Consider the following 25,832-nt stretch of genomic DNA (forward strand, 5'->3'; position numbering starts at 1 on the left):
CCCCATCACGTAGACGCTGGCCCGCGCCATGTCGTCGACGTGCAGGAACTCGCGCATGGCGCGGCCGGTGCCCCAGACCGTGACCTTCGCCCGACCCTCCTGCTTCGCCTCGTGGAAGCGGCGCATCAGCGCCGGCAGGACGTGGGCGTTCTCGGGATGGAAGTTGTCGTTCGGCCCGTAGAGGTTGGTCGGCATGACGCTGCGATAGCGGCGCCCGTACTGGCGATTGTAGCTCTCGCACATCTTGATCCCCGCGATCTTGGCGATCGCGTAGGGCTCGTTGGTCGGCTCGAGCAGCCCGGTGAGCAGGGCGTCCTCGCGCATCGGCTGCGGGGCGAGCTTCGGGTAGATGCAGGACGAGCCCAGAAACAGCAGCCGGTCGACATCGTGCGTGTGCGCGGCGTCGATCAGGTTCGACTGGATCAGCAGGTTCTCGTGGATGAACTCGGCCGGGTAGGTGTTGTTGGCGTGAATGCCGCCGACGCGGGCGGCGGCGAGGTAGACCTGATCGATGCGGTTTTCGGCGAAGAAGCGCCGGACCGCCGCCTGATCCAGAAGGTCGAGGGTCCGGCGGTCGGCCGTGAGGATCCGCTCGTGACCGAGCTCACGCAGGCGACGCACGATCGCCGAGCCCACCATCCCCCGATGGCCCGCCACGAAAATGGTCTGACCTCGACCGTCCATCACGCAACCGTTCCCTGCCGAAAGCTCGGAATTCCAAGCCCCTATAGCCCCTTTGCGGCGCGATATCGCCGCGCAAACACGCGTTTTCTGAGGCGGGCCGCGGCGCCCGCGCGGGCGCTCGCGGACAGCGTCACTGTACGGGAAACGACGGATCCAAATACAACCGAAAGTTAGCGTTAATCATTCTACCAGAAGCTGCATCTTGTTCCTGCTCACCGACCAGCGGATGGCAGGGCCGGTTCGGAAACGCCCCCGGCCGCGCAGCAATGGAGTTCCAGATGCGTCCCTTGACCGTCGTCCCGGCTGTGCCGCGGACTGCGATGCTCTCTGCCATCCGTCCGGGCGCCGCCCGCGCGATCCCGATCGCGGCCGGCCTCCTCCTCTGCACGGCCCTGGCGACGCCCGCCCGGGCACAGCTCCTCCGCGGCACGCTCGATACAACCACGAATGGCATTCTCGGCACCGGGCTGACCATTGGCACGAGCAGCCCGGGTAGCGGGGTCCTCGGGACCGGCCTCAATGTCGGGACCACGACCGGCGGCAGCGTTCTCGGCACCGGCGTGACGGTGGGCACCACCGCTCCCGGAAGCGGAGTCCTCGGAACGGGGCTCAACGTCGGGACCACCGGCGGGGGCGTGCTCGGGACCGGCGTGCTCGTCGGCACGACCGGTCCGGGAGACGGGCTGCTCGGCACCGGGCTCACTCTGGGAACCGCGGGCGGGACCGGGACCGGAGGCTGCGGCACCTGCGGCGGCGGTGGTGGGACTGGCGGAGGCGGAACTGGTGGTGGGGGAACCGGTGGTGGGGGAACCGGAGGCGGCTCCAATCAGGGCATCTACATCATCACCGGCAACGTGACGCAGTCCCAAGGCCAGACTGTCATCAACGAGCTCAGGCTCTCGCAGCTCACCAGCGTCACGGGCGTCGCCGCCAACAACACCAGCAACCAGGCCGCGCCGATCGCCGTCGGCAGCGACGCGCTGGCTGTGGGCTACGGTTCGAGCGCGGCCGGGACCGCCTCGACAGCCGTCGGCACCGGCGCCAGCGCGGCCAACACCGGCAGCGTCGCCCTCGGCTACGCGGCGAGCGCCCAGGGGCTCGGCGGAACGGCGATCGGCACGGCGTCCGCGGCGTCCGGGGCCGGGAGCACCGCCCTGGGCTTCGTCGCCGGCGCGACCGGAACCGGCTCGACCGCCGTCGGTGCGGCCGCCTCGGCGGCCGGCAACAACAGCGTGGCGCTCGGCAACGGGGCGGCCGCCAATCAGGCCAACACGATCGCCATCGGCGCCAATGTGAAGACGACCCAGGCCAATCAAGTGGCGATCGGCAATTCCGCCAACACCTACAGGCTGGCCGGCATTGCCTCGCAGGCGAGCGCCGCCGCGCAGAGCGGAGCGACGGCCTTCGTGACCACGGACGCGAACGGCAACCTCGCGGCCTCGGCCTACGGACCCTCGACGATCGCCGGCCTCGGCAACCGGATCGACTCGGTGCAGGCGCAGGTCAACAACCTGGAAGCCAAGACCGACTCGGTCCAGCGCTACGCGATCCAGACCCGCAAGGAGGCCCGGCAGGGCGTCGCCATGGCGATCGCGATGGCGACCGCACCCATGCCGTCGGCGCCCGGCAAGACGACATGGGCCACCAACGGCGCGACCTACCGGGGCGAATGGGCCGGTGGCCTCGCGGTGGCGCACCGGTTGCCGACCTGCTGCGTCCCGATCGCCGTGACCGCGGGCGTGGCCTACGGCGGCGACAACGCTGTCGGCGTTCGCGCCGGTCTCGCGGGCGAGTTCTGAACGGTCTGCGCACCGATAGGCCGCGCACGTTTCCGGCCTTGCGCGCCGGGAAAGGACCGCGATAGTGTCAACTGATGCTGACACTCGCGGTCGACCACCGGGTTGCGCAAGAGATCGATCGGCGCCCGCACGCCGTCGTGGTCGGCTCGGGCTTCGGCGGTCTCGCCGCGGCGGTCCGGCTGGGCGCCCGCGGCTACCGCGTGACCGTGCTCGAGCGCCTCGCGCAGCCGGGGGGACGCGCCCGCGTCCACCGGCAGGACGGCTTCACCTTCGACGCCGGTCCAACCATCGTCACCGCGCCGCAGCTGTTCGAGGAACTCTGGCATCTCGCCGGTCGCAGGCTCGCCGACGACGTGACGCTAGTTCCGATGGATCCGTTCTACCGGATCCGCTTCGCCGACGGGACGTCCTTCGCCTACAGCGGCAACGTGGACCGGATGCGCGCCGAGGTGGCGCGCTTCGCGCCCGATGATGTTGCGGGCTACGAGCGCTTCATGGCGCACAGCCGCGCCGTGTGCCGGATCGGGTTCGAGCAGCTCGGTCACGTGCCCTTCGGCAGCGTCGGCGCGATGCTGAAGATCGCGCCGGACCTGCTCCGCCTCTCGGGCCACCGCTCGGTACACGACGTGGTGGCGCGCTTCATCCGCGACGAGCGGCTGCGGACGGTGTTCAGCTTCCATCCGCTCCTGATCGGGGGAAACCCGTTCCGGGCCAGCGCCATCTACTGCCTGATCGCCGACCTCGAGCGGCGCTGGGGCGTCCACTTCGCCATGGGCGGTACCGGCCAGCTGGTCGACGGTCTGGTGCGGCTGATCCGGTCGCAGGGCGGTCGCCTGCGCCTCGGCGTCGAGGTCGCGCGCATCCGGGTGGAGGAGGGGGCGGCGACGGGCGTGGACCTGACGAGCGGCGAGACGATCGCCGCCGACGTGGTGGTGTCCAACGCCGACTCGGCCGTGACGCACGCGCGTCTGCTGCCGGAGGCGCAGCGCTGGAGCCCGGGGCGGTTCCAGCGCGCCCGCTCGTCGATGGGGCTGTTCGTCTGGTACTTCGGCACCGCGCGGCGCTACCCGGAGGTGGATCACCACACGATCCTGCTCGGGCCGCGATACCGCGGCCTGCTCGCGGACATCTTCGATCGCAAGGTGCTGGCCGAGGATGCGAGCCTGTACCTGCACCGGCCGACCGCGACCGATCCGAGCCTCGCCCCGCCGGGATGCGACGCCTTCTACGTGCTGGCCCCGGTTCCCAACCTCGCCGGCGGCCAGGATTGGCAGACCCTCGCCGAACCGTATCGGCGCCGGATCGCCGCGATGCTGGAGGCGAGCGTGATGCCCGGCCTGTCGGAGGCCATCGTGACCTCGAAGGTGACGACGCCGCTGGATTTCCAGGACGACTTCCTGAGCTACCGCGGATCGGGCTTCGGCTTGGAGCCGGTGCTGACGCAATCGGCCTGGTTCCGTCCGCACAACCGGTCGAGCGCGGTCCGCAATCTCTACCTCGTCGGGGCCGGCACGCATCCGGGTGCGGGCCTCCCCGGGGTGCTCTCCTCCGCCCGCATCCTCGACAGCGTGGTCCCCGATGCCCGCGTTACCGCCTGAATTCGCCGCCGCAGCCGACCGGACCGCCTGCCGGATGGCGATCCGGGCCGGCTCGAAGAGCTTCTTCGCGGCCGGCCGATTGCTGCCGGCGGATATGCGCGAGGCGGCCTACGGCCTCTACGCCTTCTGCCGGCTGTCGGACGACCTCGTCGACGATGCGGCGAGCCCGGCCGAGAGGCGCAGCGCCGTGGCGCGGCTCGAGAGCAGGATCGGCCAAGCCTATGCCGGCCGCCCCGCCGACGCCCCGGCTGACCGCACCTTCGCGGAGATCGTCACGGCCCACGCGATCCCGGAGGCGCTTCCGCGCGCGTTGATCGAAGGCTTCGCGTGGGATGCCGAGGGCCGGCGCTACGCCGATCTCGGGGAGCTCCACGCTTACGCCGCCCGGGTGGCGGGCTCTGTCGGGGCGATGATGGCCCTGATCATGGGAACCCGCGATCCCGACGCGCTCGCCCGCGCCTGCGATCTCGGCGCAGCGATGCAGCTCACCAACATCGCGCGCGACGTCGGCGAGGACGCGCGGATGGGCCGCCTCTACCTGCCGCTGGACTGGATGCGGGAGGCCGGACTCGATCCGGACGCCTTCCTCGCCGATCCGCGGCCGAGCCCGGCGCTGGCTGGCACCGTGGCCCGTCTCCTCGCCGAGGCGGACGGCCTCTACGCCCGCGCGGAGGCCGGGATCGCGGTGCTGCCCCGCGGCTGCCGGCCCTCGATCCGGGCGGCGGGGCTGATCTATGCCGAGATCGGCAAGGTCGTGGCGGCGCAAGGCTACGATTCGGTTCGCCACCGCGCCCGCGTCACGACGGGGCGGAAGCTCGCGCTGATCGCCCGCGCGCTCCGCACGCCCGCGGACGCGGCCGGCCTCGGCGCGCCGCCGCTTCCCGAGACGGCGTTCCTGATCGAGGCGGTAACGGCCCAGCCGTTCCTGCCGATGCGCGGGCGACCGCCGCTGCGGCCCTGGTACGACGTCAGCGGCCGGGTCGTGCACGTCCTCGACCTGATCGAGCGGATGCGCGAGCGCGAGGCGTTCGGCCGCTCCGCATCGTCCTGATCGGCGCGGCGGAGGCTCCCGGGTGAGCGGCCGAGCGTTCGCCGCCCACGATATCGGCCTCGTCTTCGCCCCCGCACTGGGCGTCGGGGTCTGGCAGCAAATCGCGGTCCGCTCCAGCATCCGCCGCGATCTGGACGGCGAAGCGGATCGAATCGACCGCGACGGACGCCGGCCCCTCCAAGGTGTGACGGCTCGACGCAAACCTCCCCGCGATCCGGCCGCGCTCATCCACCGCGATCTCGCCCTTTCCGGCCGGATACCGCGCCAGGCACAGGCGGATTAGGCCTTCCACGAGGCCCAGGGCGCCTCGACGTTGATGATGTCGCGCCGGCTCACGTCCGGCGGCGTCGCCGCCTCGCGGACGTCGATGATGTGCTACGTCGTCGAGCCCTCCGACCTTCCGTGGACGGGCGCGGGTCGTCCCCGTCCTAGTGGCCGGACCTGTCGAGAGCGACGTCGCCCTCCAGCAGACACCCGACCGGGCGCCCGTTCGCGAAGCCGAGCCGCACCCGGATCTCGGACAGGCGGCCCATGACTCGGCCCTGCAGGATCCGGATCGGACGGTCGTCCGGCTCGATGAGGCCGTCCTGCAGCAGCCCGAAGGCCAGGGCCGCGGCGGCGATGCCCGTGGCGGCATCCTCGGGATAGCCGGACGCGCGGGGGAATTGCCGCGCCTCGAACAGCCGGGTCGGCCCGTCGAGCACGGCGTAGGGATACAGCCCGGTCGAGCCGATCCGCGCGCAGGCGGCCTCGACGGCGTCGCTCGCGGGCGCGAGGGCGTTGAGTGCGGCCGCATCGCGCATCGGCACGAGCGTCTTGACCCGCGAGGTCACGGCGTTGTGGACCGGCCGCGCGGCGAGGGCGTCCCGCCCGGACCCGAGCGCCGCCTGGACGTCGGCGCTCTGCTCGTCCGTCAGCGGCCGCACGCGGCCGACCGGCTGCGTGATCGCGACGCTCCAGACATCCGCGCCGCGCGAGCTCACGAATCCCGTCACGGAGCCGCTGCCGGTCGCGATCCGGACCGACGCTTCCGGAAGCCGCCCCTCGCGAGCGAGCACCCACAGGACGCCGATGGTGGCGTGGGCACACATCTCCATCTCGTGGTTCGGCACGAAGAAGCGCAGGCGCAGATCATGGGCGGCATCCTCCGCCGGCAGCGCGAAGCCCGATTCGTGGCCGTAGCGCCGCGCGACGTCGCGCATGGCGGACGCGTCGAGGTCCCGCGCGTCGGTCACGACGGGGCAGGGATTGCCGCCCGCGCCCGCGTGCGTGAAGACGTCGACCAGGGTCACGGGCGGCATCGGCCGGATCTCACTGGAGGTGGCGGGTGTAGGTGTCGCCGGCCGCCGCCTTGAGCGCGGCCCCCGCCTCGCGGCCGATGCGCTCTGCCTCCGCGACGAGCCCCTGCCGGGACGCGGCCCAGTGGCGGCTGCCGTCGGGCAGGAACAGAAGCCCGTCGATCCGCAGGCTATCCCCGTCGATCTGCGCGAGGGCCGCGATGGGGGTCCGGCAGGACCCGTCGAGTTCCGCGAGCAGCGCCCGCTCGGCCGAGACCGCGACGGTGGTCCGCTCGCACGCGATCGGCACCAGGAGGTCGCGGATCACCGCGTCGTCCGCGCGACACTCGATCCCCAGGGCACCCTGCGCCACGGCCGGCAGCATCTCCTCGACCGAGAGGACGCTGCGCGCCATGCTTTCCAGGCCGAGGCGCTGCAGGCCCGCCAGGGCGAGGAGCGTCGCGTCGCACTCACCGGCCTCGAGCTTGCGCATCCGCGTGTTGGCGTTGCCCCGCAGCGGCACGACCCGGAGATCGGGCCGCCGCATCAGGACCTGCGCACCGCGGCGGAGCGACGAGGTCCCGACCCGCGCGCCCGGCGCCAGCCCCGCCAGACCATCGGCGTGCGGCGACAGGAACGCGTCCCGCGGGTCGTCGCGCTCGAGGATGCAGGCGATGGTGAGGCCGTCGGGGAGCCAGGTCTCCACGTCCTTCATGGAATGCACGGCGACGTCGACCTCGCCGGCGAACAGGGCCTGCTCCAACTCCTTGGTGAACAGGCCCTTGCCGCCGATCTCGGACAGGGGCCGGTCCAGGATCTTGTCGGCCACGGTGGTCACGACCACCAGCTCGGTCTCCAAGCCCGGATTGGCCGCCACGATCCGGTCACGCACCATCCCGGTCTGCGCGAGCGCCATCGGAGAGCCGCGGGTGCCGATGCGCAGGGGGCGGTTCAACATCTGGTTCCGGATCACTTCGCTGGACGGGACACCGCCTTATAGACCGAGCGCGGCGGCAGGCCACATTCCGTCAACCGGTTTCGGGCCAGGGTCCTGCGGCCGTTGAGTCGGTCGCGCCCCGCTTTCGCCGGACTGCGCGCCTAGCGGGACACGGCGGGTTATCGAGTCAACAGGTCGTATCGCGATGCTGATCATGCCGAGCCGACGGCAGTTCCTGGGCGGGCTCGGCGTGGGGGCCGGCCTGACCGCCGCGACGGGCGTCTACGCCTTCGACGTCGAGCCGCTGCACCGGCTGGTGGTGACGTCCTACGCGCCGACCCTGCCGCGCTGGGATCCGGCGCTGCGCTTGCGGGTGGCGGTGCTGGCGGATTTCCACATCTGCGAGCCGTACATGCCGTTCGACCGGGTGGCGGAGATCGTCGCGGCCACCAACGCCCTCGAGCCGGATCTGGTCCTGCTGCTCGGCGACTACCCGGCCGGGCGCATCGCGTGGCGCAAGCTGCCGCTCGATCAGTTCGCCCGGATGATGACCGAGCTCAAGGCGCCCCTCGGCACGCACGCGATCCTCGGCAACCACGATTGGTGGGACGACCACGCGGTCCAGCGGGCCGGCCGCGGCGTGCCGGCGGTCCGGCGCCTGCTGGAGGCGCAGGGCATTCCGGTGCTGGAGAATCAGGCCGTGCGCCTCGTGAAGGACGGGCGGCCGTTCTGGCTGGCCGGGCTCGGCGACCAGCAGCCGTTCTTGAACGCGTGGAGCACCTTCAGCCTCGCGGACCTGCCGCGAACCTTGCAGGCGGTCACGGACTCGGCGCCCGTGATCCTGATGGCCCACGAGCCCGACATCTTCGTCTCGGTGCCCGACCGCGTGTCGCTGACCCTCGCCGGCCACACTCACGGCGGCCAGGTCCGCCTGTTCGGCCACGCGCCCGCCATCCGCAAGGTGCGCGGGCACGACTATTCCTACGGCCACGTCGTCCAGGACGGCCGCCACATGATCGTCTCGGGCGGCTTCGGGATGAGCCGCATCCCCGTCCGGATGGGCGTTCCGCCGGAGATCGTTCTCCTCGAACTCGGCAAGGCGGACACGTCCGCGGCGGCCAGCTGAGCGGCGGGCGCAACGAACTTCACTGTTGACCCATGTATCAGCGAAGTACACCTCGGTCGCGCGCAATGAATTCTTTTCCTGTGTCCACGTATCCGCGATGCATTCCGGTAATCGTCAGGCATTGACGCTGGTTTGACACGCCGAGATGCCCGTGAGATCGTCCCGCGTCGATTCGATCTGGGTACGCCCATGCCGATTTTGCTCGGCCTCATCGGGATCATCGTTGCGGGACTGTTCTGGATCTTGCGGACGCACGGGACCGTGAAGGGCCTGCAGGAGGTCAACCGGGACACGAAGGGCCTCCAGCGCCGCGCTGTCTCGACCTTCGAGAACCTCGTGGGGACGCCGTTGCAGCGCGTCCGCGATCCGCGCCTGGCGGCGGTCATCCTGATGATCCAGCTGGTCCGAACGGGCAGCCCCCTGACCGCCAGCGAGAAGACACGGATCCTCGAATACATGGAGACGCCGCTGGCTGTGGATCGGATCTCCGCGACCTTCGAGCGGGCCTGGGGCTATACGCAGGCGCGGCTACCGTTCTCGCAGGTCGCCGACACCCTGGCGCCGCTGCTGCGCGACGCGCTGACGCCGGCCGAGCGGGGCGAGCTGATCGCGATGCTGACCCAGGTGGCCGGCGCGCATTCCCCGCCCAGCGAGTTGCAGCGCGAGGGCATCGCCCGCCTCAAGGGGCGCCTCCTCGTCGGAGAGGGACCCGTCCTGGTCCAGAGGCGGGGCGAATCCGCCTGATCCGGATCGGAGCGGGGCCAGGCGCGCCGGAACGCCGCGCCGCTCGCCTTTCCGGATCGCCGCGCTACCTCGCGGGCATGCGCGCGCTCCTGCCTCTCATCGTCTTCACCGCCCTCTCGGCCGGCGCCGGCGCCGCTCGGGCACAATCCTGCGACGCGCTGGTCGACAAGGTCACGGCCGAGACGGAGGCCAAGACGGCCGAGCGCCGGAGCGATTATGCCAGCTTCACCGCCGGTCCGGACATGACCCTGACGCTGGCCTGTGGCGGGCCGGACCTGTCCTCGGTGGGCGCGCAGTTTCGCGGCGCCAACCCGCCGGACCGCTACTACGACCTGTTCGGGCACGCCGGGCACGCGGTGACCGGCATCGACGCCGCCGTGATCACCGAGGCGGCGCATCGTGCCCAGGCGACGGCCACGAAGCTCCGGCACAGCAACGTCGACCTCGGCGGTGCCCGGGTCACCTGTTCGGCGATGGTCTCGTCCGACAAGGGTCCGCTGACGCTGTGCGCGGTGATCGAGAACAGCAACCGGAGCTGAGGCCGGCGGCCACAGCCGCCGGCCCGGGCACCCGCCTCAGAGCGGGATGTTGTCGTGCTTCTTCCAGGGCTGCTCCATCTTCTTGGTGCGGAGCATGCCGAGGGCCTTGGCGATCCGGCGACGGGTCGAGTGCGGCATGATCACCTCGTCGATATAGCCGCGCTCGGCCGCGACGAAGGGTGAGAGGAACCGGTCCTCGTACTCGCCGGTGCGCGCCGCGATCTTCTCCGGATCACCGATCTCGCTCCGGAAGATGATCTCGACCGCGCCCTTCGCGCCCATCACGGCGATCTGCGCCGTCGGCCACGCGTAGTTCACGTCCGCGCCGACGTGCTTCGACGCCATGACGTCGTAGGCGCCGCCGAAGGCCTTGCGGGTGATGATGGTGACCAGCGGCACCGTCGCCTGCGAGTAGGCGAAGAGCAGCTTGGCGCCGTGCTTGATCAGGCCGCCGTACTCCTGCGCCGTGCCCGGCAGGAAGCCCGGCACGTCCACGAAGGTGACGATCGGGATGCCGAAGGCGTCGCAGTAGCGCACGAAGCGCGCGGCCTTCCGCGAGGCGTCCGAATCGAGCACGCCCGCGAGCACCAGCGGCTGGTTGGCTACGAAGCCGACCGTGCGGCCCTCGATCCGGCCGAACCCGGTGATGATGTTGCGCGCGTAGGCGGACTGGATCTCGAAAAAGTCACCCTCGTCCACGACGCGGCGGATCAGCTCGCCCATGTCGTAGGGCTTGTTCGGGTTGTCCGGGATCAGCGTGTCGAGGGACGCGTCGATCCGGCTGACGTCGTCGAAGCTCTCCAGCTCCGGCACGCCGTCGATGTTGTTGGCCGGCAGGAAGTCGAGGAGGCGACGGATCTGCAGGATCGCCTCGACGTCGTTCTCGAAGGACCCGTCCGCGATCGACGACTTGGTCGTGTGAACCTTGGCACCGCCGAGTTCCTCGGCGGTCACGACCTCGTTGGTGACGGTCTTCACCACGTCAGGGCCGGTCACGAACATGTAGCTCGTGTCGCGGACCATGAAGATGAAGTCGGTCATGGCCGGCGAGTAGACGTCGCCGCCCGCGCACGGCCCCATGATCACCGAGATCTGCGGGATGACGCCCGAGGCCATGACGTTGCGGCGGAACACCTCGCCGTAGCCGCCGAGCGCCGCGACGCCTTCCTGGATACGCGCGCCGCCGGCATCGAAGATGCCGATGATCGGGGCGCGCATCTTCAGCGCCATGTCCTGCACCTTCACGATCTTCTGGGCATGCGCCTCCGAGAGGGAGCCTCCGAACACGGTGAAGTCCTTCGAGAAGAGGAAGACCGTGCGGCCGTTGATCGTGCCCCAGCCGGTGACGACGCCGTCACCCGGGATCTTCTGCTTCTCCATGCCGAAATCGGTGGAGCGATGCTGCACGAACATGTCGAACTCTTCGAACGACCCGTGGTCGAGGAGGAGTTCGATCCGCTCGCGCGCCGTCAGCTTGCCGCGCTTGTGCTGCGCCTCGACGCGCTTCTCACCGCCGCCGAGCCGGGCCTGCGCCCGACGCTCTTCGAGCTTGTCGAGGATATCCTTCATGGCTGTTCCCGCCCTTCCCCTGCCCGTGGCCTGCGACCCGGATCGGGCCGGGTCCAAGCTTATGCGTTCACCGATCGAGCGCCCTTAGCACGCGGTTTTCGGGTGGCAAACCGACGCGGGGCGCGGCGGGATCAGACCTTCGGGGGATGGGGGATAATGGTGGACGGTGCAGGGATCGAACCTGCGACCTTTCCCGTGTGAAGGGAACGCACTACCGCTGTGCTAACCGTCCGTACCGGCGAGTCGCCTGAGCGCACGCCATCGTCGCTCGCCCTCGGGGGCGCCGCGACCCGGTGGCGGGCCTTCTAGTGCGCGGCAGGCCGCGCCGTCAAGCGTGGCCGGCGATGTTTGGCGACAACCGGACGAGCATCCGGAAGGCCTGTCAGATCCCGGTTCGCCCGGGCGCGGCGCAGCCGAAGCCGGCCTGGGGCTCGCCATCGTGTGCGCGGGCGAGGTTGACAAGGCCGCCGTGCCGGTGCGCTCTGCGGGCATGCACGATGGCCCAGCGGGCGCGGAGCCCGGCAGCGACGTGACGGCGGAGGGCGCGGCGGGGCCGGGCCGGCCGCGCGTCGCGATCACCTACTGCACGCAGTGCAACTGGCTGCTGCGCGCGGCCTGGATGGCGCAGGAACTCCTCTCGACCTTCCGGGACGACCTCGGCGAGGTCGCCCTGGTGCCGGCCACCGGCGGCACCTTCCGCATCGAGCTGGGCGCGGCCCTCCTGTGGGAACGGGTGCGCGACGGCGGCTTTCCGGACGTGAAGGCGCTGAAGCAGCGGGTGCGCGACCACCTCGACCCGGCGCGCGATCTCGGTCATATCGACCGGTCATGAGGCGAGGGAACGGCGACGAGCCCGCGGGGCGCCGCGGGCCGGGGACGGACCCCGCTTGAGTCCGGACCATCATGCCGAGGGCGCGGGCGTCCCCGCGGTGATCCCCGCGCGCCGTTCCTGGCTGTCGCGGCGGCTGCACCGCTTCGGGCGCAACGGCTTCTCGACCCAGGTCTACCTGATCGCGCTGGTGATCGCGCTGATCGGTCCCGGCCTGCTGTTCACCAGCATACTACTGATGCGCTACGCCTCCGCGGAACGGGCGCGGTTCGAGCAGGACGCCCGCGAGAACGTGCGCGGCATCGGCCTGTCTCTGGACCGCGACACCGCCGGCCTCGTGTCGGTGCTGCAGACGCTGGCGACCTCGCCGCGGATCCGGCAGGGCGAGTTCGAGGCGTTCGACGCCCAGGCGCGCCTCGTCCGCGAATCGATCGACCTGGACGTGCTCCTGCGCCGGCCCAACGGTCAGGAGGTGGTCAACACCGGCGTGCCGCGCGGCGCGCCGATGCCGATCGTCACGCTTCCCTTCGACCAGGATCTGGCCCGCGGCACGCAGCGCGCCATGGTGAGCGGCTACGTGCCCGGACCGATGCCGGGCGAGGCCACCTACGCGGTCGGCGTGCCGGTGATGGTCGACGGCGAGGTCGGGTACATCCTGAGCTTCACCGTGCCCCTGTCCCGCCTGCAGGGCATCCTGTCCCGCGAGGTCGTCCCGGGCTGGACGACGGGGATCAGCGACCGGTCCGGCATCGTCCTGGCGCGCCTGCCGGATCCCGAGGCGGTGGTCGGCAAGCAGCGCCTCGCCAGCCTCCGCCAGGTGCAGTCGTCGACGCCCGGCGTCTGGGAGGGCCAGGACCGCCAGCACAAGCCGGTGGTGGTGATCGAGGCGCGCTCGCGGCTCACCGGCTGGATGGTCGCGACCAGCATCCCGCAGGCCCTCGTCGACGCGCGGGTGCGGCGCTGGATCTGGGCCTTCGCGGGGTTCGGCCTGCTGGTGCTCGCCACCTCGTCGCTCCTGGCGGTGAACCTCTGGTCGCGGGTCTCGCGCCCCCTCCGGTTGTTGGCGGCGTCCGGGCCAGCCCTGGCCCGGGGCGAGGCGATCCCGCGCGTGTCGTCGCCGGTGCACGAGATCCAGCGGCTCGGGGTCGTGCTGTCGGAGGCGTCGCTGCGGCTGCGCACGCGGGAGGAGGAGCGCGACCGGGCGCTGGCCGAGACCAAGCGCGGCCTGAGCGCCCTCAGCGAGAGCGAGGCGCGCTTCAGGCACATGGCCGATTCGGCCCCGGCCCTGATCTGGATGACCGACGAGACCGGCGCAGTCAGCTTCGCCAACCTCCATTTCGAGCACCTGTTCGGGCTGCCGGCCGCGCAGTTCAACGATGACGGCTGGCACCAGATCGTGCATCCCGACGACTTGGAGAACTTCCGGACGGCCTTCACCGAGGCGTTCGAGGCCCGGATCCCGTTCCGCACCGAGGCGCGGGTGATCGACCGGACGGGCGCGGTGCGCTGGCTCCAGTGCGAGGGCGTGCCGCGGCTCGACGACGCCCAGAACTTCCTGGGCTACACCGGCTGCAACATCGACATCACCGACACGAAGAACGCCGAGGAGCACCTGCTGCTCCTGATCCACGAGCTGAACCACCGGGTGAAGAACACCCTCGCGACGGTGCAGTCGATCGCGGCCCAGTCCCTGCGCGGGCTGGAGGGCGCGGAGGCCGACGCGGCGCGCGCCGCCTTCGAGGCGCGCCTCCTCGCCCTGGCGCGGGTGCACGACGTCCTCACCCGGGAGAGCTGGGAGGGTGCGGAACTCTCCGCCGTCGTGGCGGACGCGATCCGGCCGCTGGAGGCCGGCGACGGCCGGACCTCGCGGTTCCAGGTCTCGGGACCGGCCCTGCGTCTGCCGCCGCGGCTGGCGCTGTCCATCGCCATGGCCCTGCACGAGCTCGGCACGAACGCCGTCAAGTACGGCGCGCTCTCGACTGAGGGCGGCACGGTCGAGATCTCCTGGACGGTGCGGCGCCTGGAGGAGATGCAGCTCTCGCTCCGCTGGTCCGAACGCGGCGGCCCGCCGGTCAAGAAGCCGACACGGACCGGATTCGGCTCGCGCCTGATCGAGCGCAGCTTGGCGCGCGAGCTCGCCGGCGAGGTCGTGCTGAGCTACGAGCCGACCGGCGTGGTCTGCACCATCGACGCCCCCGTGCCGCCGCCGGGCCTCTTGGAGCGCAAGGGCGTCGCCGCCCCGACGCGGATCGCGCCGCTGCCGCTCGCCGGGTAGGCCCGCCCAGCGCGGCGCCTCCCGTCAGTGATACGGATCCGCCGCGTCGCGCAGACCGTCACCCATGAAGTTGAACGCGAGCACGGTCACCAGCACGGGCAGGACCGGCAGCAGCAACCAGGGATAGAGCTGCACCGCCGCGAGATTCTGCGCCTCGTTGAGCAGCACGCCCCAGCTGGTCACCGGCGGTCTGAGGCCGAGGCCCAGGAATGACAGGGCTGTCTCGCCGAGGATCATGGTCGGGATCGACAGGGTCGCCGAGGCGATCAGGTGACTCATGAAGTTGGGGATCAGGTGCCGGCCGATCACACGGGTGGGCGAGGCGCCCATCAACTCGGCGGCCTGGACGTAATCCTCCTCGCGCAGGGCCAGGAGCTTGCCGCGCACCGCCCGCGCCAGCCCCGGCCAGTCGAGCAGGCCGAGGATCACCGTGATACCGAAGAAGATCAGCAGCGGGCTCCAGTTCGGCGGCAGCGCCGCCGACAGGGCGAGCCAGAGCGGCAGCTCCGGCAGGGAGCGCACCACCTCGATCAGCCGCTGCACCCCGGCATCGACGATACCGCCGAAATAGCCCGCGATGCCGCCGAAGAAGAGCCCCAGCGCGAACGAGATGGCGACGCCCACGAGGCCGATGGTGAGCGAGATCCGCGCCCCGTAGATCATGCGCGAGAACAGGTCGCGCCCGAGCTTGTCGGTGCCGAGGAGGAACAGCGTGCCGTTCTCCGGCGGGCAGACGAGATGCAGATCGGTGTGGGCGAGCCCGAGCCAGTCGTAGCCATCGCCCCGGCAGAGAAAGCGCAGTGGCTGCGGGGCGGACGCGTCCACCTTGTAGTCCCGGCGGAACGTGTCGAGGTCCAGGTGGGCCCGGTAGGGGTAGACGAACGGCCCGACGAAGCGGCCCTCGTGGAACAGGTGGACGCGCTGCGGCGGCGCGTAGAGGAAATCGCCGTTGCGGCGGGCCTGCCCGTAGGGCGCGAGCTGCTCGACGAACGGTACCGTGGCGTAGAGCGCGAGCAGGATCAGGGCCGAGGCCACGGCGAGGCGGTGGCGCAGGAACTTCCGGAGGATGAGCCGCCACGCGGAGGCCGTGGCGACCGTGCTCTCGGCCCGGGCCTCGGGCTCGAAGGGTGCCGGATCGACGAAATGTCCGGATGCGGGAAGCGCGTCGGTCATCGCGGGGCGGGTCATCGCAGGCCCATGCGGATGCGCGGATCGAGCCAGACCAGGATCAGGTCCGAGATCAGCATGCCGACGAGGGTCAGGGCCGCGACGAACATCAGGATGAACCCGGCCATGAACTGGTCCTGGCTGCGCAGGGCCTCGAGGAGCAGCGGCCCGACGGTCGGCAGGCTGAGCACCAGGGAGACCAGCACCGAACCCGAGACGAGGTGCGGCAGCAGATTGCCGATATCCGCCACGAACGGGTTCAGCGACATCCGGAACGGGTATTTCAGCAGCGCCTGCAGGGGCGGCAGACCCTTGGCGCGGGCGGTGACGGTGTAGGGCTTGGCCAGTTCGTCGAGCAGGTTGGCGCGCATGCGCCGGATCATGGCCGCGGTGCCGCCGAGGCCGATCACCAGCGTCGGCACGATCAGGTGCGCCATGAGCGAGCGGAGCTTCTCCCAGGTCCAGGGCTGGTTGGTGAGGGCCGAATCGTAGAGACCGCCGATCGACAGCCCGAACCACCGGTTGGCGTAGAACAGAAGGATCAGGGCGAGCAGGAAGCCCGGCACCGCGAGGCCGACATAGCCGAGCAGAGTGACGACAGCGTCGCCGAACGTGTTGCGGTGCGTCGCGGAGTAGATCGCCGCCGGGATCGCCACGAGGTGGACGAACACCACCGCCGTCAGGTTGATCAGCAGGGTGAGCCACAGGGCGTCGCCGACGACGTCCGCCACCGGCTTGTCGTACTCGAACGACCAGCCCCAGTCGCCCTGAAGCAGCCCCGAGAACCCGACCGACCCGGGCAGCACGCCGATCCACATCAGGTATTGCTGCCAGACCGGCCGGTCGAGCCCGTACTGCTTGATGAGCAGCTCGGCCTTCGCCACGGAACTGGCGTCGCCGGTGGCCCGCAGCTCCATGATCCGGTTGGTCAGGTAGTCACCGGGCGGCAGCTTGATGATCACGAAGACGAGGGCCGAGATGACCAGCAGCGTCACCGCCATGGTGACGACGCGGCGAAGGATCTGGGCGATCACCGGGCCTCCGCGCGCTTGTCGGCGCCAGGCTCGGCGCCCTTGTCCCAGAACAGCTCGTCGAGGCGCTGCACGCCGATCATCGCGGTGGGCTCCCAGGAGTAGAGGGCGCGCTTCGGGAGGTTGATCAGGCGATCGGCGCCGACCACCGGCTGGAGCGCGCCCGCCACCGTGCCGATCACCCACGTGTTGCGCGCGTGGTTCATCAGCATCTCGCGCCAGATCGCGGCCTGCCGGCCGGCATCGTCGGTGTGGCGCCACTCCCGGTCGAGCTCGATGAGGCGCTGGACTTCCGGGACGTCGCAGGGCTCGCCGCTCTTGCCGCGGCTCTCGACGTTCATGCTCCACAACGGCCAGGAATAGTGCTCCGGCTGGGCCGGGCTCAGCTCGGTCGGCGGCATGATCGCGGTCGGGACGGCCAGATCGAGGCCCTGGGCGGCCACCATGACGGTGACACCCGCGATGGAGCGCCGGTGCAGGTTCGTGCGCTCCTGCGGCTTGGTGATCAGGCGGATGCCGACCTCGCGCCAGAATTCCGTGATGAGGAGCAGCGCGTCGAGCACCATCTCGGCCTCGCCGTCGCTCTCCACCACCAGCTCCAGCGCGCGCCCGCCGGGCAGCAGCCGGGTGCCGGACCCGTCGCGGGCCGTCAGCCCGATCTCGTCCAGCAGCTTGGCGGCCCGGGCCGGGTCGTAGGTTGCGTGGAGGGTCCGCATCTCGGGCTCGAACAGCGCGCTCTCCGGCACGATCGTGTCGTTGCCCTCGGTACCCAGGCCAAACAGGAGCGTGTTGTTCAGGGTGCGCCGGTCGATGGCGAGCGACAGGGCGTGCCGGTAACGCACGTCGCGGTTGAGCTGCCGCCACGCCGGATCCGTCGTGGTGAGGTTGGGGTAGAGCGCGATCTCCGAGCCGCGGGCCACGGGCCACAGGTTGGTGCGATAGCGATGCGCCGCCTCACCCTCCTTGAGACTCGGGATATCGGGCATCATCAGGCCGCGGAACATCAGGTCCGCCTCGCCTGCGTTGGTCTTGGCGACCAAGAGGCCCTGGGAGGCCACGTCCATCACGATCGTGTCGACGTAGGGCAGCTGCGTGCCAGCCGTGTCGACCCGGTGGTAGCTGCGGTTGCGCTCAAACCGGAACCGGGTGGCCGGCGAGCGGGTCCGCGGCACCCAGCCCTGCAGGGTCGGGCAGTCCGGGTTGTTCAGCTCGTAATTGTCGTCGAGACGATTGTGCAGGGCCGCCCAGCTGCGGAGCTTGAGCGCCTTGGCCTTCGCGTCGGCCGCATCCTTCCCGATGTAGCGGGCGTGATACGGCTTGAGGTAGTGCGACGGCCGGTAGATCAGCGGGTCGCGCGGCGCCGCCAGGGCCGGCAGGAACATCGGGTTCGGCCGATCCCAACTGTAGCGGACGGTGACCGGATCGAGGAACTCGACCGTCGGCAGCTTGCCGTCCACGCGGAAGAAGGCCGGCGGCCCGTCGGGGCTCAGCGCCTTCTCGTTGGCGACATCCTCCCAGTAGTAGCGGAAATCCTCCGTGGTGAACGGGTGCCCGTCCGACCAGCGGTGGCCCTGGCGAAGCGTGAAGGTGAAGCGGCCGCCCTCGACATCGACGCGCTCCAGCACGTCGGGCCGCAGGTTGAGATCGGCATCGTAGCCGATGAGGCGGGTGTAGCCGTAGACCGACAGGTAGCGGACGTCCCGTGCCTTGGCGATCAGGGTCCGGATCGTGCCGCCGGCGCTGCCGAGGCGGCGTCCGTGGGCGGCGAGGTCGGCCACGTAGGGGGTGGCCGGCAGCCCGGGCGCGTCGGCCGGCGGGGTGTCGGCGAAGGCCCGCGACGGCGCACGCGCCCAGATCGCCGCGGCGCCGAGCCCGGCGAGGAGGGCGCGGCGGGACACGGTACTGTCGCCTACGTTCCGGTGCGGGAGAGCGGACGGGACGACGTCCCCGGGGTCCCAGGTCGTCATGGGCTGCCCCGCAAGGTCACGGAGGTGAGCCGCGCGGGCGAGTAGCCGGTCGCCCTGTGCAGGTCGTCGAACGCGTGGGACCGGGCGATCAGCCCGGCGGCCTGCCGCACCAGGGCGTCGTCGGCCGGCTGCTCGAAGTGGCGGCCGTTCCGCGTCCAGCGGATCGGCTCCGGGCTGCGCTCGGGCCCGGTGATCATCGCGATGGTCGGATGCGCGGGGCCACCATGGGCGTGGATCCGGTGCCCGGCCGCGTCGTCGTCGAAGAGCAGTCGGGTCAGCCCACGGGCCTGCGCCTCGACGACCCGCCGGCCCTGCGCGACGTGGTCGTCGAAGAACGCCACCGTCCGCGCCGGGTCGAGCACAGCCCAGTCGGCGGTCGACCAGTCGGCGGTGCTGTAGCGCGCCTGCCGGTCGCGGTACTGGAGGCCCGACAGGTCCGGATCGTGGCAGAAGATCCGCGCCCGCGGGCGGGCCTGCCGGATCACCCAGGTGGTGAGGCCTCGGAAGACGCCCGATTCGATCACGAAGTCGGGCCGCAGCGCGCGCATGGCGACGTAGAGCTGCAGCGCGCCGTTGAAGCCGCTACCGCCGCGCCGCTGCCGGACGGGGGCTGTCGGAATCAGATCCCAGAACGCCCGGACCTGCCCGAGCACGTCGCCGTCGGGGACGAGGCCGGCGGCGGCGAGATCGCGTTCCAGGATGGCGGCTGCCGATTCGAGCAGGGTCGCCACCTCGCGCGGCGAGGTCGGCCGGTGACTCCAGTCGGGGGCGGCTGGGACGAGGTCGTAGCCCAGGCGGTCGAAGAAGGGCGACAGCACCTTGCGGCGCAGGCGCTCCAGCATCACGGGCGGCCGGGCCTGCATCACGCGGCCTCCGCCCTGGGGGCGGCGCCGAAGCGCACCCGGTGGCCGGTCTCGACCGCGCGCATCGCGCCGGCCTCGTCGGGAGCCAGGCGGAAGGGCTCCTCCCAGCGGGTCGGGTCGTTGCGGTCGGCGGCGACGGCCGCGAAATCCAGGGGATGGTCCAGGCTCGGATCGGGCACGGCGGCGAGCAGCGCCCGCGTGTAGGGATGGACGGGCCGGCGGAACAGGGCCGCGCGCGGCGCCTCCTCGACGATGCGGCCCCGGCACATCACGCTGATGGTGTCCGCCATGTAGTCGATCACTGCCAGATTGTGGGAAACGATGAGGTAGGAGAGGCCCAGGGCGGCCTGGAGGTCCTTGAGCAGGTTCAGGATCTGCGCCTGGACCGAGACGTCGAGGGCCGAGACCGGCTCGTCAAGCACCAGCAGCCGCGGCTTCGGGGCCAGCGCCCGGGCGATGCCGATGCGCTGCCGCTGCCCGCCCGAGAAGGCGTGCGGGTAGCGGCCGAGACCGCTCGGCTCCAGGCCGACCATGGCCATCAGGGCGCGGCAGCGCTCCCGCCGCTCCGCCGCCGGGACGCCGTGGATCTCCATCGGCTCCGACAGGATCTGCCGGACTGTCATGCGCGGATCGAGGGACGCGTAGGGGTCCTGGAACACGAACTGGACCGTGCGGCGATAGGCGAAGAGTGCGTCGCCGCTCAGGCCGTGGACGTCCCGCGGGCCGCTGCCGTCGTCGAACAGGATGCGCCCGGAATCCGGTCGGAGCGCCCGCATGATCATCTTCGAGACCGTGGTCTTGCCCGACCCGGACTCGCCGACGAGCCCCAGCGTCTGGCCCGCCGCCAAACTCAAGGAGACGTCGGACACGGCGTGGACGATCCGCGGCTTCTGCCACAGCCGACCGGCACGCAGCGTGAAGCTCTTGCTCACACCCTCCACTTGCAGGATCGGCCCGGCCAGGGGCGCGGGAGCCTGGCCGGGCGGGATCTCGGCCTTGGCCGGGCGGATCGGCGTCAGCCGCTCGCCGGGCGCCATATCGAACCGCGGCACCGCGTGGAGGAGCGCGCGGAGGTAGGCGTGCCCCGGCGCGCGCATCACCGTGTCGCGCGGACCCGCCTCGACGAGGCGCCCGCGGTAGAGGACGGCGACGTCGTGGGCGATGTTGGCGACCACGCCGAGATCGTGGGTGATCAGCAGGATCGCCATCCCGGTCTCGTCCTGGAGCCGGGCCAGCAGGGCGAGGATCTGGGCCTGCGTGGTGACGTCGAGGGCGGTGGTCGGCTCGTCGGCGACCAGGAGCGCGGGTTTCAGGATCAGCGCCATGGCGATCATGGCGCGCTGGCGCAGGCCGCCGGACAGCTCGAACGGGTAGGTCCGCAGGGCGCGATGCGGGTCGGGGAAGCCGACCCGGGCGAGAGCCTCCTCGGTCCGGGCATCGGCCTCCTTGCGGTCCGCCCCGGTATGGATCCGCAGCGCCTCGCCGATCTGGTCGCCCACCGTGTGGAGGGGTGACAGGCAGGTCATCGGCTCCTGGAAGATCATCGCGATGCGCTGGCCGCGTATCGCCCGCATCGTCTCGCCCTCGGACGGGAGTCGCGCGATGTCGGTCTCGGTCTCGCCGTCCCGGAACAGGATCCGGCCGCGGGTGATGGCGGCGGCGGGCGGCAGGATCCGCAGGATCGCCTGCGCGGTCACCGACTTGCCCGAGCCGGACTCGCCGACCAGCGCGAGGGTCCGGCCGCGGCGGACGTCGAGGGACAGGCCGTGCAGGGCCTCGAATTGACCGCTCTCCGTGCGGAACGCGACCGCGAGGTCGCGGATGGACAATAGCGGGCTCAACCCGTCCTCGCGATCTGTGAGACCTGAGACTTAGAAACCGCCGGCCCCATGTCCATCGCGGCCGCGCCGAAGTGTCCCCGAAGATCCAAGACCTGTATCGCCGGATGCCGCAGGAGCTTATCCACCAGCGCGCCGACGAAGTCCCAGACGGCCTCATCGTGGATGCGGTGGTGGGTGAGAAGGCCGAGCGGCCGCTCCGGCGCGCCGGCGATGTCGGCGGCGAGGCCGCGCAGCAGGCAGTCGGGATCGATCAAGCCCCGGGTGCCACGCCAGTCGATCGGGTCGAGGGTGGCGTCGAGGCGGAGCAGCCCCGGGATCGGCGGACCCGGCACGGCCGAGAGGCCGCGATAGCCGAGATCCGGGAGGGCGGCGGCGAGGTCGGGCGCGACGCGATTCCACGGCGGCACGAAAACCGGCAGCAGCGACGCCTCCGGCAGCCGCTGCCGGGCGATTTGCAGTCCGGCAGCGGCGTCGGCCATCAGGGCCTCGAGGGGCCGGTGCGCGCCGAACTCCGCCCGCTTCTCGCCCGGCGGGGCATGATTGCGATGGGCGCGGCCGTGGACGGCGACCGAGACGCCGGCAGCCGTTTCGAGCCGCCGCGGGAGGGAGGACTCGATCTTGGTCGGGATCGCGGCGAGGAGCAGCGGGACGCCGTGCCCTGCGGCGAGAGCGACGAGCCGGTCGAGTTGCGGACCACCCGCGACCGCGTCGTCGTCGCGCCAGAACAGCCGAACGCGCTGGCCCCGCGCCGCGACGGCATCGAGGGCGCGGTGGACGGCGTCGAAGGCCGGATACGCTGCCGGGAGGCGGCCGCGCCGCCCGCGCTCGCCCGCGTGCAGCGCCTCGGCCAGCGCGACCGTACGGGCGGCGCCGTCCAGATCGATCCTGTGGTCCCCGGGCGCCGGGAGGGCACTTTGCGACGCGATGGCCTGCACCAGGCTCTCGGGCGTCAGCGCCGATTCGGGCAGCACCCGGGCGAGTCGCCGGGCGGCGAGGCGCTCGGCACGCAGGCGCTGCTCGGTCTCGCCGCCGGCCTCGAAGGGTATCAGGACGGCAGGTGTCCGGGTAACGAGGAGATCGACGGCCGTGTTGTAGCCGCACTGGCTGACCGAGACGGCGGCGCCGGACAGGAGGGCGCGATAGTCGGGTCGGGCGCGACCGAGGATGCCGGGCTCCAGACCGTGGCCGATCTGGGACAGCGCCGCCTCGGGCACGCCGTGGCCGGCCAGGATCCGCCAGCCGAGATCCGGCCGCTGCCGGGCCGCATCGGCGGCCGCACGCAGCAGGACGAACCCCGCCGGCCCGGATCCGGCGGCGACCAGCACGCCGGAGCGGTGCGAGGCCGGCGCTGGAGCGGTCCCCTCATCCACGTATCCGGTGTAGCGGACCTTCGCGGCGGTCGCCGCGTCGAGGGGCCACGAGGCCTCGAGCGGGATGAGCGCCGGATCGCCGTGGACCAGCACGGCGTCGTAGAGGTCCGCAACCCGCGCGTGCGACTCGGCGATGCGCTGCGGCTTGGTCGAGGCCACGAGGACGTCGCGCACGGAGGCGAGGACGAGCGGGCGCCGCCGCCGGGTGCGAGCCGCGTCCACCAATGCCATGAACTCGGGCGCCAGGGCGCGCCGGCCGAACGGGAACAGCTCGGTGACGACCGCGTCCGGCCCGAAGGCTGCCAGAGCCTCGATCATCAGGCTGCGGCGGCGCTCGAGCAGTGCCGGCCCGGCCGCGTGTCCGTCGGGGTCCAGCAGCGTCGAGAAATCCGTGCCGGCGATCCGGAGCGGCGGCAGCTGCACGAGGCGCAGGCCGTCGGAGCGGACCATCGGTGCCGGGACGCCGCCCGAGACCAGCATCGTCTCGTGGCCGGCCGCCGCGAAGGCGCGGGCGATGGCGGCCGAACGGGTGAGGTGCCCCGCGCCGAGCAGATGCGTGACCGCGATCAGGACGCGCACGCGGACAGCTCCGGTTCGTGGGCGGCCGCGTCCTGCGGCAGACCCGCGGAGGCGCGCAGCCGGCCGGCGATCAGCGCGATCGCCGCTTCCGCGGAGAAGTCCTGCACGAGCCGGGCCAAGGCCGCCGCGCCGAGCCGCTGGCGGTAGCCAGGATCGCCCGCGAGACGGGTGAGAGCGTCGGCGAGCGCCGCCGGCTCGCCGGGCGGGACCAGGACGCCGTGGACCCCGTCGGTGATGAATTCCGGCGTGCCGGCGAAGGCGGTCGCCAGGATCGGGAGCGCCTGACTTGCGGCCTCCATCAGCACGTTCGGCAGGCCGTCGCGGTCGCCGCCGGGCGCGGGCTTCGTCGGCAGGACGAAGAGGTCGGCCGCGCGCATGGCCTCGATCACCGCGGGCTGCGCCAGCGCGCCGCGGAAACGGACCCGCTCCGCGAGGCCGCCGGCAGCGATCCGGGCCTCCAGGGCGTCGCGGAGGTCGCCGCCGCCGATCAGGTCGAGCCGCCAGTGCAGGTGCGCGGGCAGGGCGGCGAGAGCGTCGATGAGGTCGTCGTGCCCCTTCTTGGCGACCAGCCGGCCGACGCAGAGGAGCCGGAGGGCGCGGTCCGGATCCGTCCCGTCGCGCGGTTCGCGCGGCGGCGGGGGGGCCGGAAAGCGCGCCAGGTCGAGCCCGTGATAGGCGAGCTGCGTCCGGCCCGGCGCGAGGGCCTGCAGGCGCGCGAGCCCGTCGCGGGTGCAGGTCACGCCCCATTCGGCGTCGCGCAGCTTCTCGGTCAGCTCCCAGTCGGGCGTCGTCCAGATGTCCTTGGCGTGCGCCGAGAAGCTCCACCGGCGCCCGGTCAGGAGCGCGGCGTAGCGGGCGACGCTGGCGGGCGTGTGGAGGAAGTGCACGTGGATATGGGCGACCTCGGCCGGCAATTCCCGGGCGAGGACCAGTGCCTGCCCGAGGCGCCGCAGCCGCGACGCCGTCGGGTCGCGCCGGAGATCGCGGGCGAACAGCGCCAGCAGCGCGGGCAGGTTCGGCCGGCGGAGTGCCGCGCCCAGCCCGCGAAGCACCCGCAGCGGCGCGTCGCGCAGGTATTCGGGCAGGTAGGCAGCGCCGGCGCGGATCTGCGCGTGCATCGGGTGGCGCGCCCGGTCGGTCGGGCGCCGGAGCGACCAGATCTCGAGGGCCAGGCCGCACCGTTCCAGCGCCAGCAACTCCTGGGCGATGAAGGTCTCGGAGAGCCGCGGATAGCCCTTCAGCACCACGGCGACCCGCTTGGCGCTCACGAATAGGCCTGCAGGCACGGGCGGGCTGCGGCGTCCGCGCCGCCGCGCGCGGTGAGCGCCCTGACGCGGCGCGCGACCGCGTCGAGGCCGTCGAGCAGACCCGGCACCAGCACCCGCGACGGCGGGTCCTGTCCCGGCAAGTCGCGGAGTGCCGTCGCCATGCGCGCCGGCGCCCGACCTTCCGCCTCCATCAGCACCCGCGCGAGGCCGAGCCGCTCGGCCGCGAGCGCCCGGATCGCCTGCTCCCGCCGCGGCTCGGTCCGGGGCACGAGGACCGCCCGGCGGTCGAAGGACAGGATCTCGCAGAAGGTGTTGTAGCCCCCCATAGCGACCACGCCGGTGGCCTTGCGCATCAGGAACTCGATCTCGCTGTCGAAGGTGATGGCCGCGATCCGGTCGCCGAGGCGGCGGATGCGCGCCGCGAACCCGTCCCGGGTCCCGGCATCGAGGAAGGGACCGAAGGCGATGAGCGCGGGGAGGGGAATCGCGGGATCGGCCTCGTAGGCGGCGATCACCCAGTCGATCAGGGCTGCCCCGTCGCCGCCACCGCCCGGCGTCACCAGGATGAAGGGGCCGTCGGCCACCGGCGGCTCCTCGCGGCCGGCGCGGCGTTCCGGGAGCTCCCGGCGAAGATAGCCGGTGTAGATCAGGCGCGCGTCGATGCGGGCGGCCATGTCGGGCTCCATCGGCAGCGCCGCCAGGGGCTCGTGGATGCGGCTCAGCCCGTAGACCCAGATCTCGTCGTAGAATCGCGCCATCGTCTCGGCCGCACCCTTGCGCTCCCATTCGGGGACGAGGCGGTCGGCGTCGTCGAGGACGTCGCGCAGGCCCAGGACGAGGCGGATGTCGCGTTCGGCGGCCTGCTCCAGCACAGGCAGCAGCTCGCCGTGGAAGCCGGCCGGTTCCTTGTCGACGATGATCAGGTCGGGCCGAAAGGCGGCGCAGGCCTGGGCGATGATCGCGGAGCGCTGCTCGACGGTGCGCGCCAGCGGGGTCGCGCCGTCCAGGCTGGCATAGCCGCCGTCGGCGAACTTGGTCACCGGCGGCAGCCGGACCGTGCGAACACCCGGCGCGAAGGCGAAGCGGTCGACCACCGGCGAGCCCGAGACGATCATCGCCCGGGCGCTGCGGTTGCTCGCCACGATCGCGTTGGCGATCGCCCGCGAGCGGCGCAGATGCCCGAGCCCGAAGGTATCGTGGCTGTAGATCAGGACGCGCGGGGCCGATGACGGCTCGTCCAGTCGCATCGATGTGATCGCCCCGGTTGACGGCGCGAGGATCGCAGCCGCCGCCCTCTTGCACAAGCCGGGCCGGGCCG

21 protein-coding genes and 1 tRNA gene are annotated in these 25,832 nt (G+C 71.8%); 9 read left to right on the plus strand and 13 right to left on the minus strand.

Features of this window, described 5'->3' with window-relative positions; translation table 11 throughout:
* A partial coding sequence (locus tag ME121_RS11290; RefSeq protein ID WP_059408890.1) for a GDP-L-fucose synthase family protein occupies positions 1–684 on the minus strand: 684 nt, incomplete at its 3' end.
* A gap of 320 nt (positions 685–1,004) precedes the next feature.
* Here ME121_RS11290 and ME121_RS11295 point away from each other — a divergent pair.
* The 4 genes from ME121_RS11295 (at position 1,005) to ME121_RS33560 (ending at position 5,415) form a co-directional block, all read left to right on the plus strand.
* Complete coding sequence (locus ME121_RS11295; protein WP_244413261.1) at positions 1,005–2,483, plus strand: hypothetical protein; 1,479 nt, start codon at positions 1,005–1,007, stop codon at positions 2,481–2,483.
* A 74-nt stretch (positions 2,484–2,557) separates the two neighbouring features.
* Positions 2,558–4,081, plus strand: coding sequence for a phytoene desaturase (locus tag ME121_RS11300; RefSeq protein WP_059408859.1), 1,524 nt, complete (start codon positions 2,558–2,560; stop codon positions 4,079–4,081).
* A 34-nt stretch (positions 4,082–4,115) separates the two neighbouring features.
* Positions 4,116–5,132, plus strand: a complete 1,017-nt coding sequence (locus ME121_RS11305; protein WP_408902644.1) for a phytoene/squalene synthase family protein — start codon at positions 4,116–4,118, stop codon at positions 5,130–5,132.
* Positions 5,133–5,154: 22 nt separating this feature from the next.
* Positions 5,155–5,415, plus strand: coding sequence for a hypothetical protein (locus ME121_RS33560; RefSeq protein WP_089231597.1), 261 nt, complete (start codon positions 5,155–5,157; stop codon positions 5,413–5,415).
* Positions 5,416–5,560: 145 nt separating this feature from the next.
* Here ME121_RS33560 and ME121_RS11310 read toward each other — a convergent pair whose 3' ends face one another.
* On the minus strand, positions 5,561–6,433 hold the full coding sequence (locus ME121_RS11310) for a PhzF family phenazine biosynthesis protein (RefSeq protein ID WP_053622165.1): 873 nt from the start codon (positions 6,431–6,433) through the stop codon (positions 5,561–5,563).
* Positions 6,434–6,443: 10 nt separating this feature from the next.
* Positions 6,444–7,367 (minus strand): hydroxymethylbilane synthase, encoded by a 924-nt coding sequence (gene hemC, locus ME121_RS11315; RefSeq protein ID WP_059408861.1) that lies wholly within the window; start codon positions 7,365–7,367, stop codon positions 6,444–6,446.
* Positions 7,368–7,551: 184 nt separating this feature from the next.
* Here hemC and ME121_RS11320 point away from each other — a divergent pair, with 184 nt between their 5' ends.
* The 3 genes from ME121_RS11320 (at position 7,552) to ME121_RS11330 (ending at position 9,755) form a co-directional block, all read left to right on the plus strand.
* Complete coding sequence (locus ME121_RS11320) at positions 7,552–8,472, plus strand: metallophosphoesterase (protein ID WP_024829683.1); 921 nt, start codon at positions 7,552–7,554, stop codon at positions 8,470–8,472.
* Between the two features lie 189 nt (positions 8,473–8,661).
* Positions 8,662–9,216, plus strand: coding sequence for a tellurite resistance TerB family protein (locus ME121_RS11325; RefSeq protein ID WP_059408862.1), 555 nt, complete (start codon positions 8,662–8,664; stop codon positions 9,214–9,216).
* A gap of 77 nt (positions 9,217–9,293) precedes the next feature.
* On the plus strand, positions 9,294–9,755 hold the full coding sequence (locus tag ME121_RS11330; RefSeq protein ID WP_059408863.1) for a hypothetical protein: 462 nt from the start codon (positions 9,294–9,296) through the stop codon (positions 9,753–9,755).
* Between the two features lie 36 nt (positions 9,756–9,791).
* Here ME121_RS11330 and ME121_RS11335 read toward each other — a convergent pair whose 3' ends face one another.
* Both ME121_RS11335 and ME121_RS11340 read right to left on the minus strand, forming a co-directional pair.
* On the minus strand, positions 9,792–11,324 hold the full coding sequence (locus ME121_RS11335; RefSeq protein ID WP_012319788.1) for an acyl-CoA carboxylase subunit beta: 1,533 nt from the start codon (positions 11,322–11,324) through the stop codon (positions 9,792–9,794).
* Between the two features lie 157 nt (positions 11,325–11,481).
* Positions 11,482–11,556: transfer RNA gene (locus tag ME121_RS11340), tRNA-Val, on the minus strand.
* Between the two features lie 258 nt (positions 11,557–11,814).
* On the opposite strand from ME121_RS11340, the gene ME121_RS11345 reads away from it, so the two are divergent.
* Entirely contained in the window at positions 11,815–12,156 is a 342-nt protein-coding gene (locus ME121_RS11345) for an Rdx family protein (protein ID WP_210383092.1), read from the plus strand.
* Positions 12,157–12,211: 55 nt separating this feature from the next.
* Positions 12,212–14,428 (plus strand): sensor histidine kinase, encoded by a 2,217-nt coding sequence (locus ME121_RS11350; RefSeq protein ID WP_012319786.1) that lies wholly within the window; start codon positions 12,212–12,214, stop codon positions 14,426–14,428.
* 24 nt (positions 14,429–14,452) lie between these two features.
* Here ME121_RS11350 and ME121_RS11355 read toward each other — a convergent pair whose 3' ends face one another.
* The 8 genes from ME121_RS11355 to ME121_RS11390 are packed head-to-tail and all read right to left on the minus strand — an operon-like array spanning position 14,453 to position 25,761.
* Positions 14,453–15,601 (minus strand): ABC transporter permease, encoded by a 1,149-nt coding sequence (locus ME121_RS11355; RefSeq protein ID WP_059408891.1) that lies wholly within the window; start codon positions 15,599–15,601, stop codon positions 14,453–14,455.
* An 11-nt stretch (positions 15,602–15,612) separates the two neighbouring features.
* The gene (locus ME121_RS11360; protein ID WP_012319784.1) at positions 15,613–16,629 is read right to left on the minus strand and encodes an ABC transporter permease; all 1,017 of its coding nucleotides are present in this window, start codon (positions 16,627–16,629) and stop codon (positions 15,613–15,615) included.
* On the minus strand, positions 16,626–18,593 hold the full coding sequence (locus tag ME121_RS11365; protein ID WP_059408864.1) for an ABC transporter substrate-binding protein: 1,968 nt from the start codon (positions 18,591–18,593) through the stop codon (positions 16,626–16,628). The genes ME121_RS11360 and ME121_RS11365 overlap by 4 nt, the downstream gene beginning before the upstream one ends.
* Positions 18,590–19,456, minus strand: coding sequence for a hypothetical protein (locus ME121_RS11370; RefSeq protein ID WP_012319782.1), 867 nt, complete (start codon positions 19,454–19,456; stop codon positions 18,590–18,592). The genes ME121_RS11365 and ME121_RS11370 overlap by 4 nt, the downstream gene beginning before the upstream one ends.
* Positions 19,456–21,297, minus strand: a complete 1,842-nt coding sequence (locus ME121_RS11375; RefSeq protein ID WP_059408865.1) for an ABC transporter ATP-binding protein — start codon at positions 21,295–21,297, stop codon at positions 19,456–19,458. The genes ME121_RS11370 and ME121_RS11375 overlap by 1 nt, the downstream gene beginning before the upstream one ends.
* Positions 21,294–23,246, minus strand: coding sequence for a glycosyltransferase (locus ME121_RS11380; RefSeq protein ID WP_059408866.1), 1,953 nt, complete (start codon positions 23,244–23,246; stop codon positions 21,294–21,296). Before ME121_RS11380 ends, ME121_RS11375 begins: the two co-directional genes overlap by 4 nt.
* Positions 23,234–24,514: a glycosyltransferase family 4 protein gene (locus ME121_RS11385; protein WP_059408867.1), complete on the minus strand. Its 1,281-nt coding sequence runs from the start codon at positions 24,512–24,514 to the stop codon at positions 23,234–23,236. The genes ME121_RS11380 and ME121_RS11385 overlap by 13 nt, the downstream gene beginning before the upstream one ends.
* On the minus strand, positions 24,511–25,761 hold the full coding sequence (locus ME121_RS11390; RefSeq protein ID WP_012319778.1) for a glycosyltransferase family protein: 1,251 nt from the start codon (positions 25,759–25,761) through the stop codon (positions 24,511–24,513). Before ME121_RS11390 ends, ME121_RS11385 begins: the two co-directional genes overlap by 4 nt.
* Positions 25,762–25,832: the final 71 nt, after the last annotated feature.

Origin of the sequence: Methylobacterium sp. ME121 (assembly GCF_000974725.1) — a bacterium.
GTDB classification, from domain to species: Bacteria; Pseudomonadota; Alphaproteobacteria; order Rhizobiales; family Beijerinckiaceae; genus Methylobacterium; species Methylobacterium radiotolerans.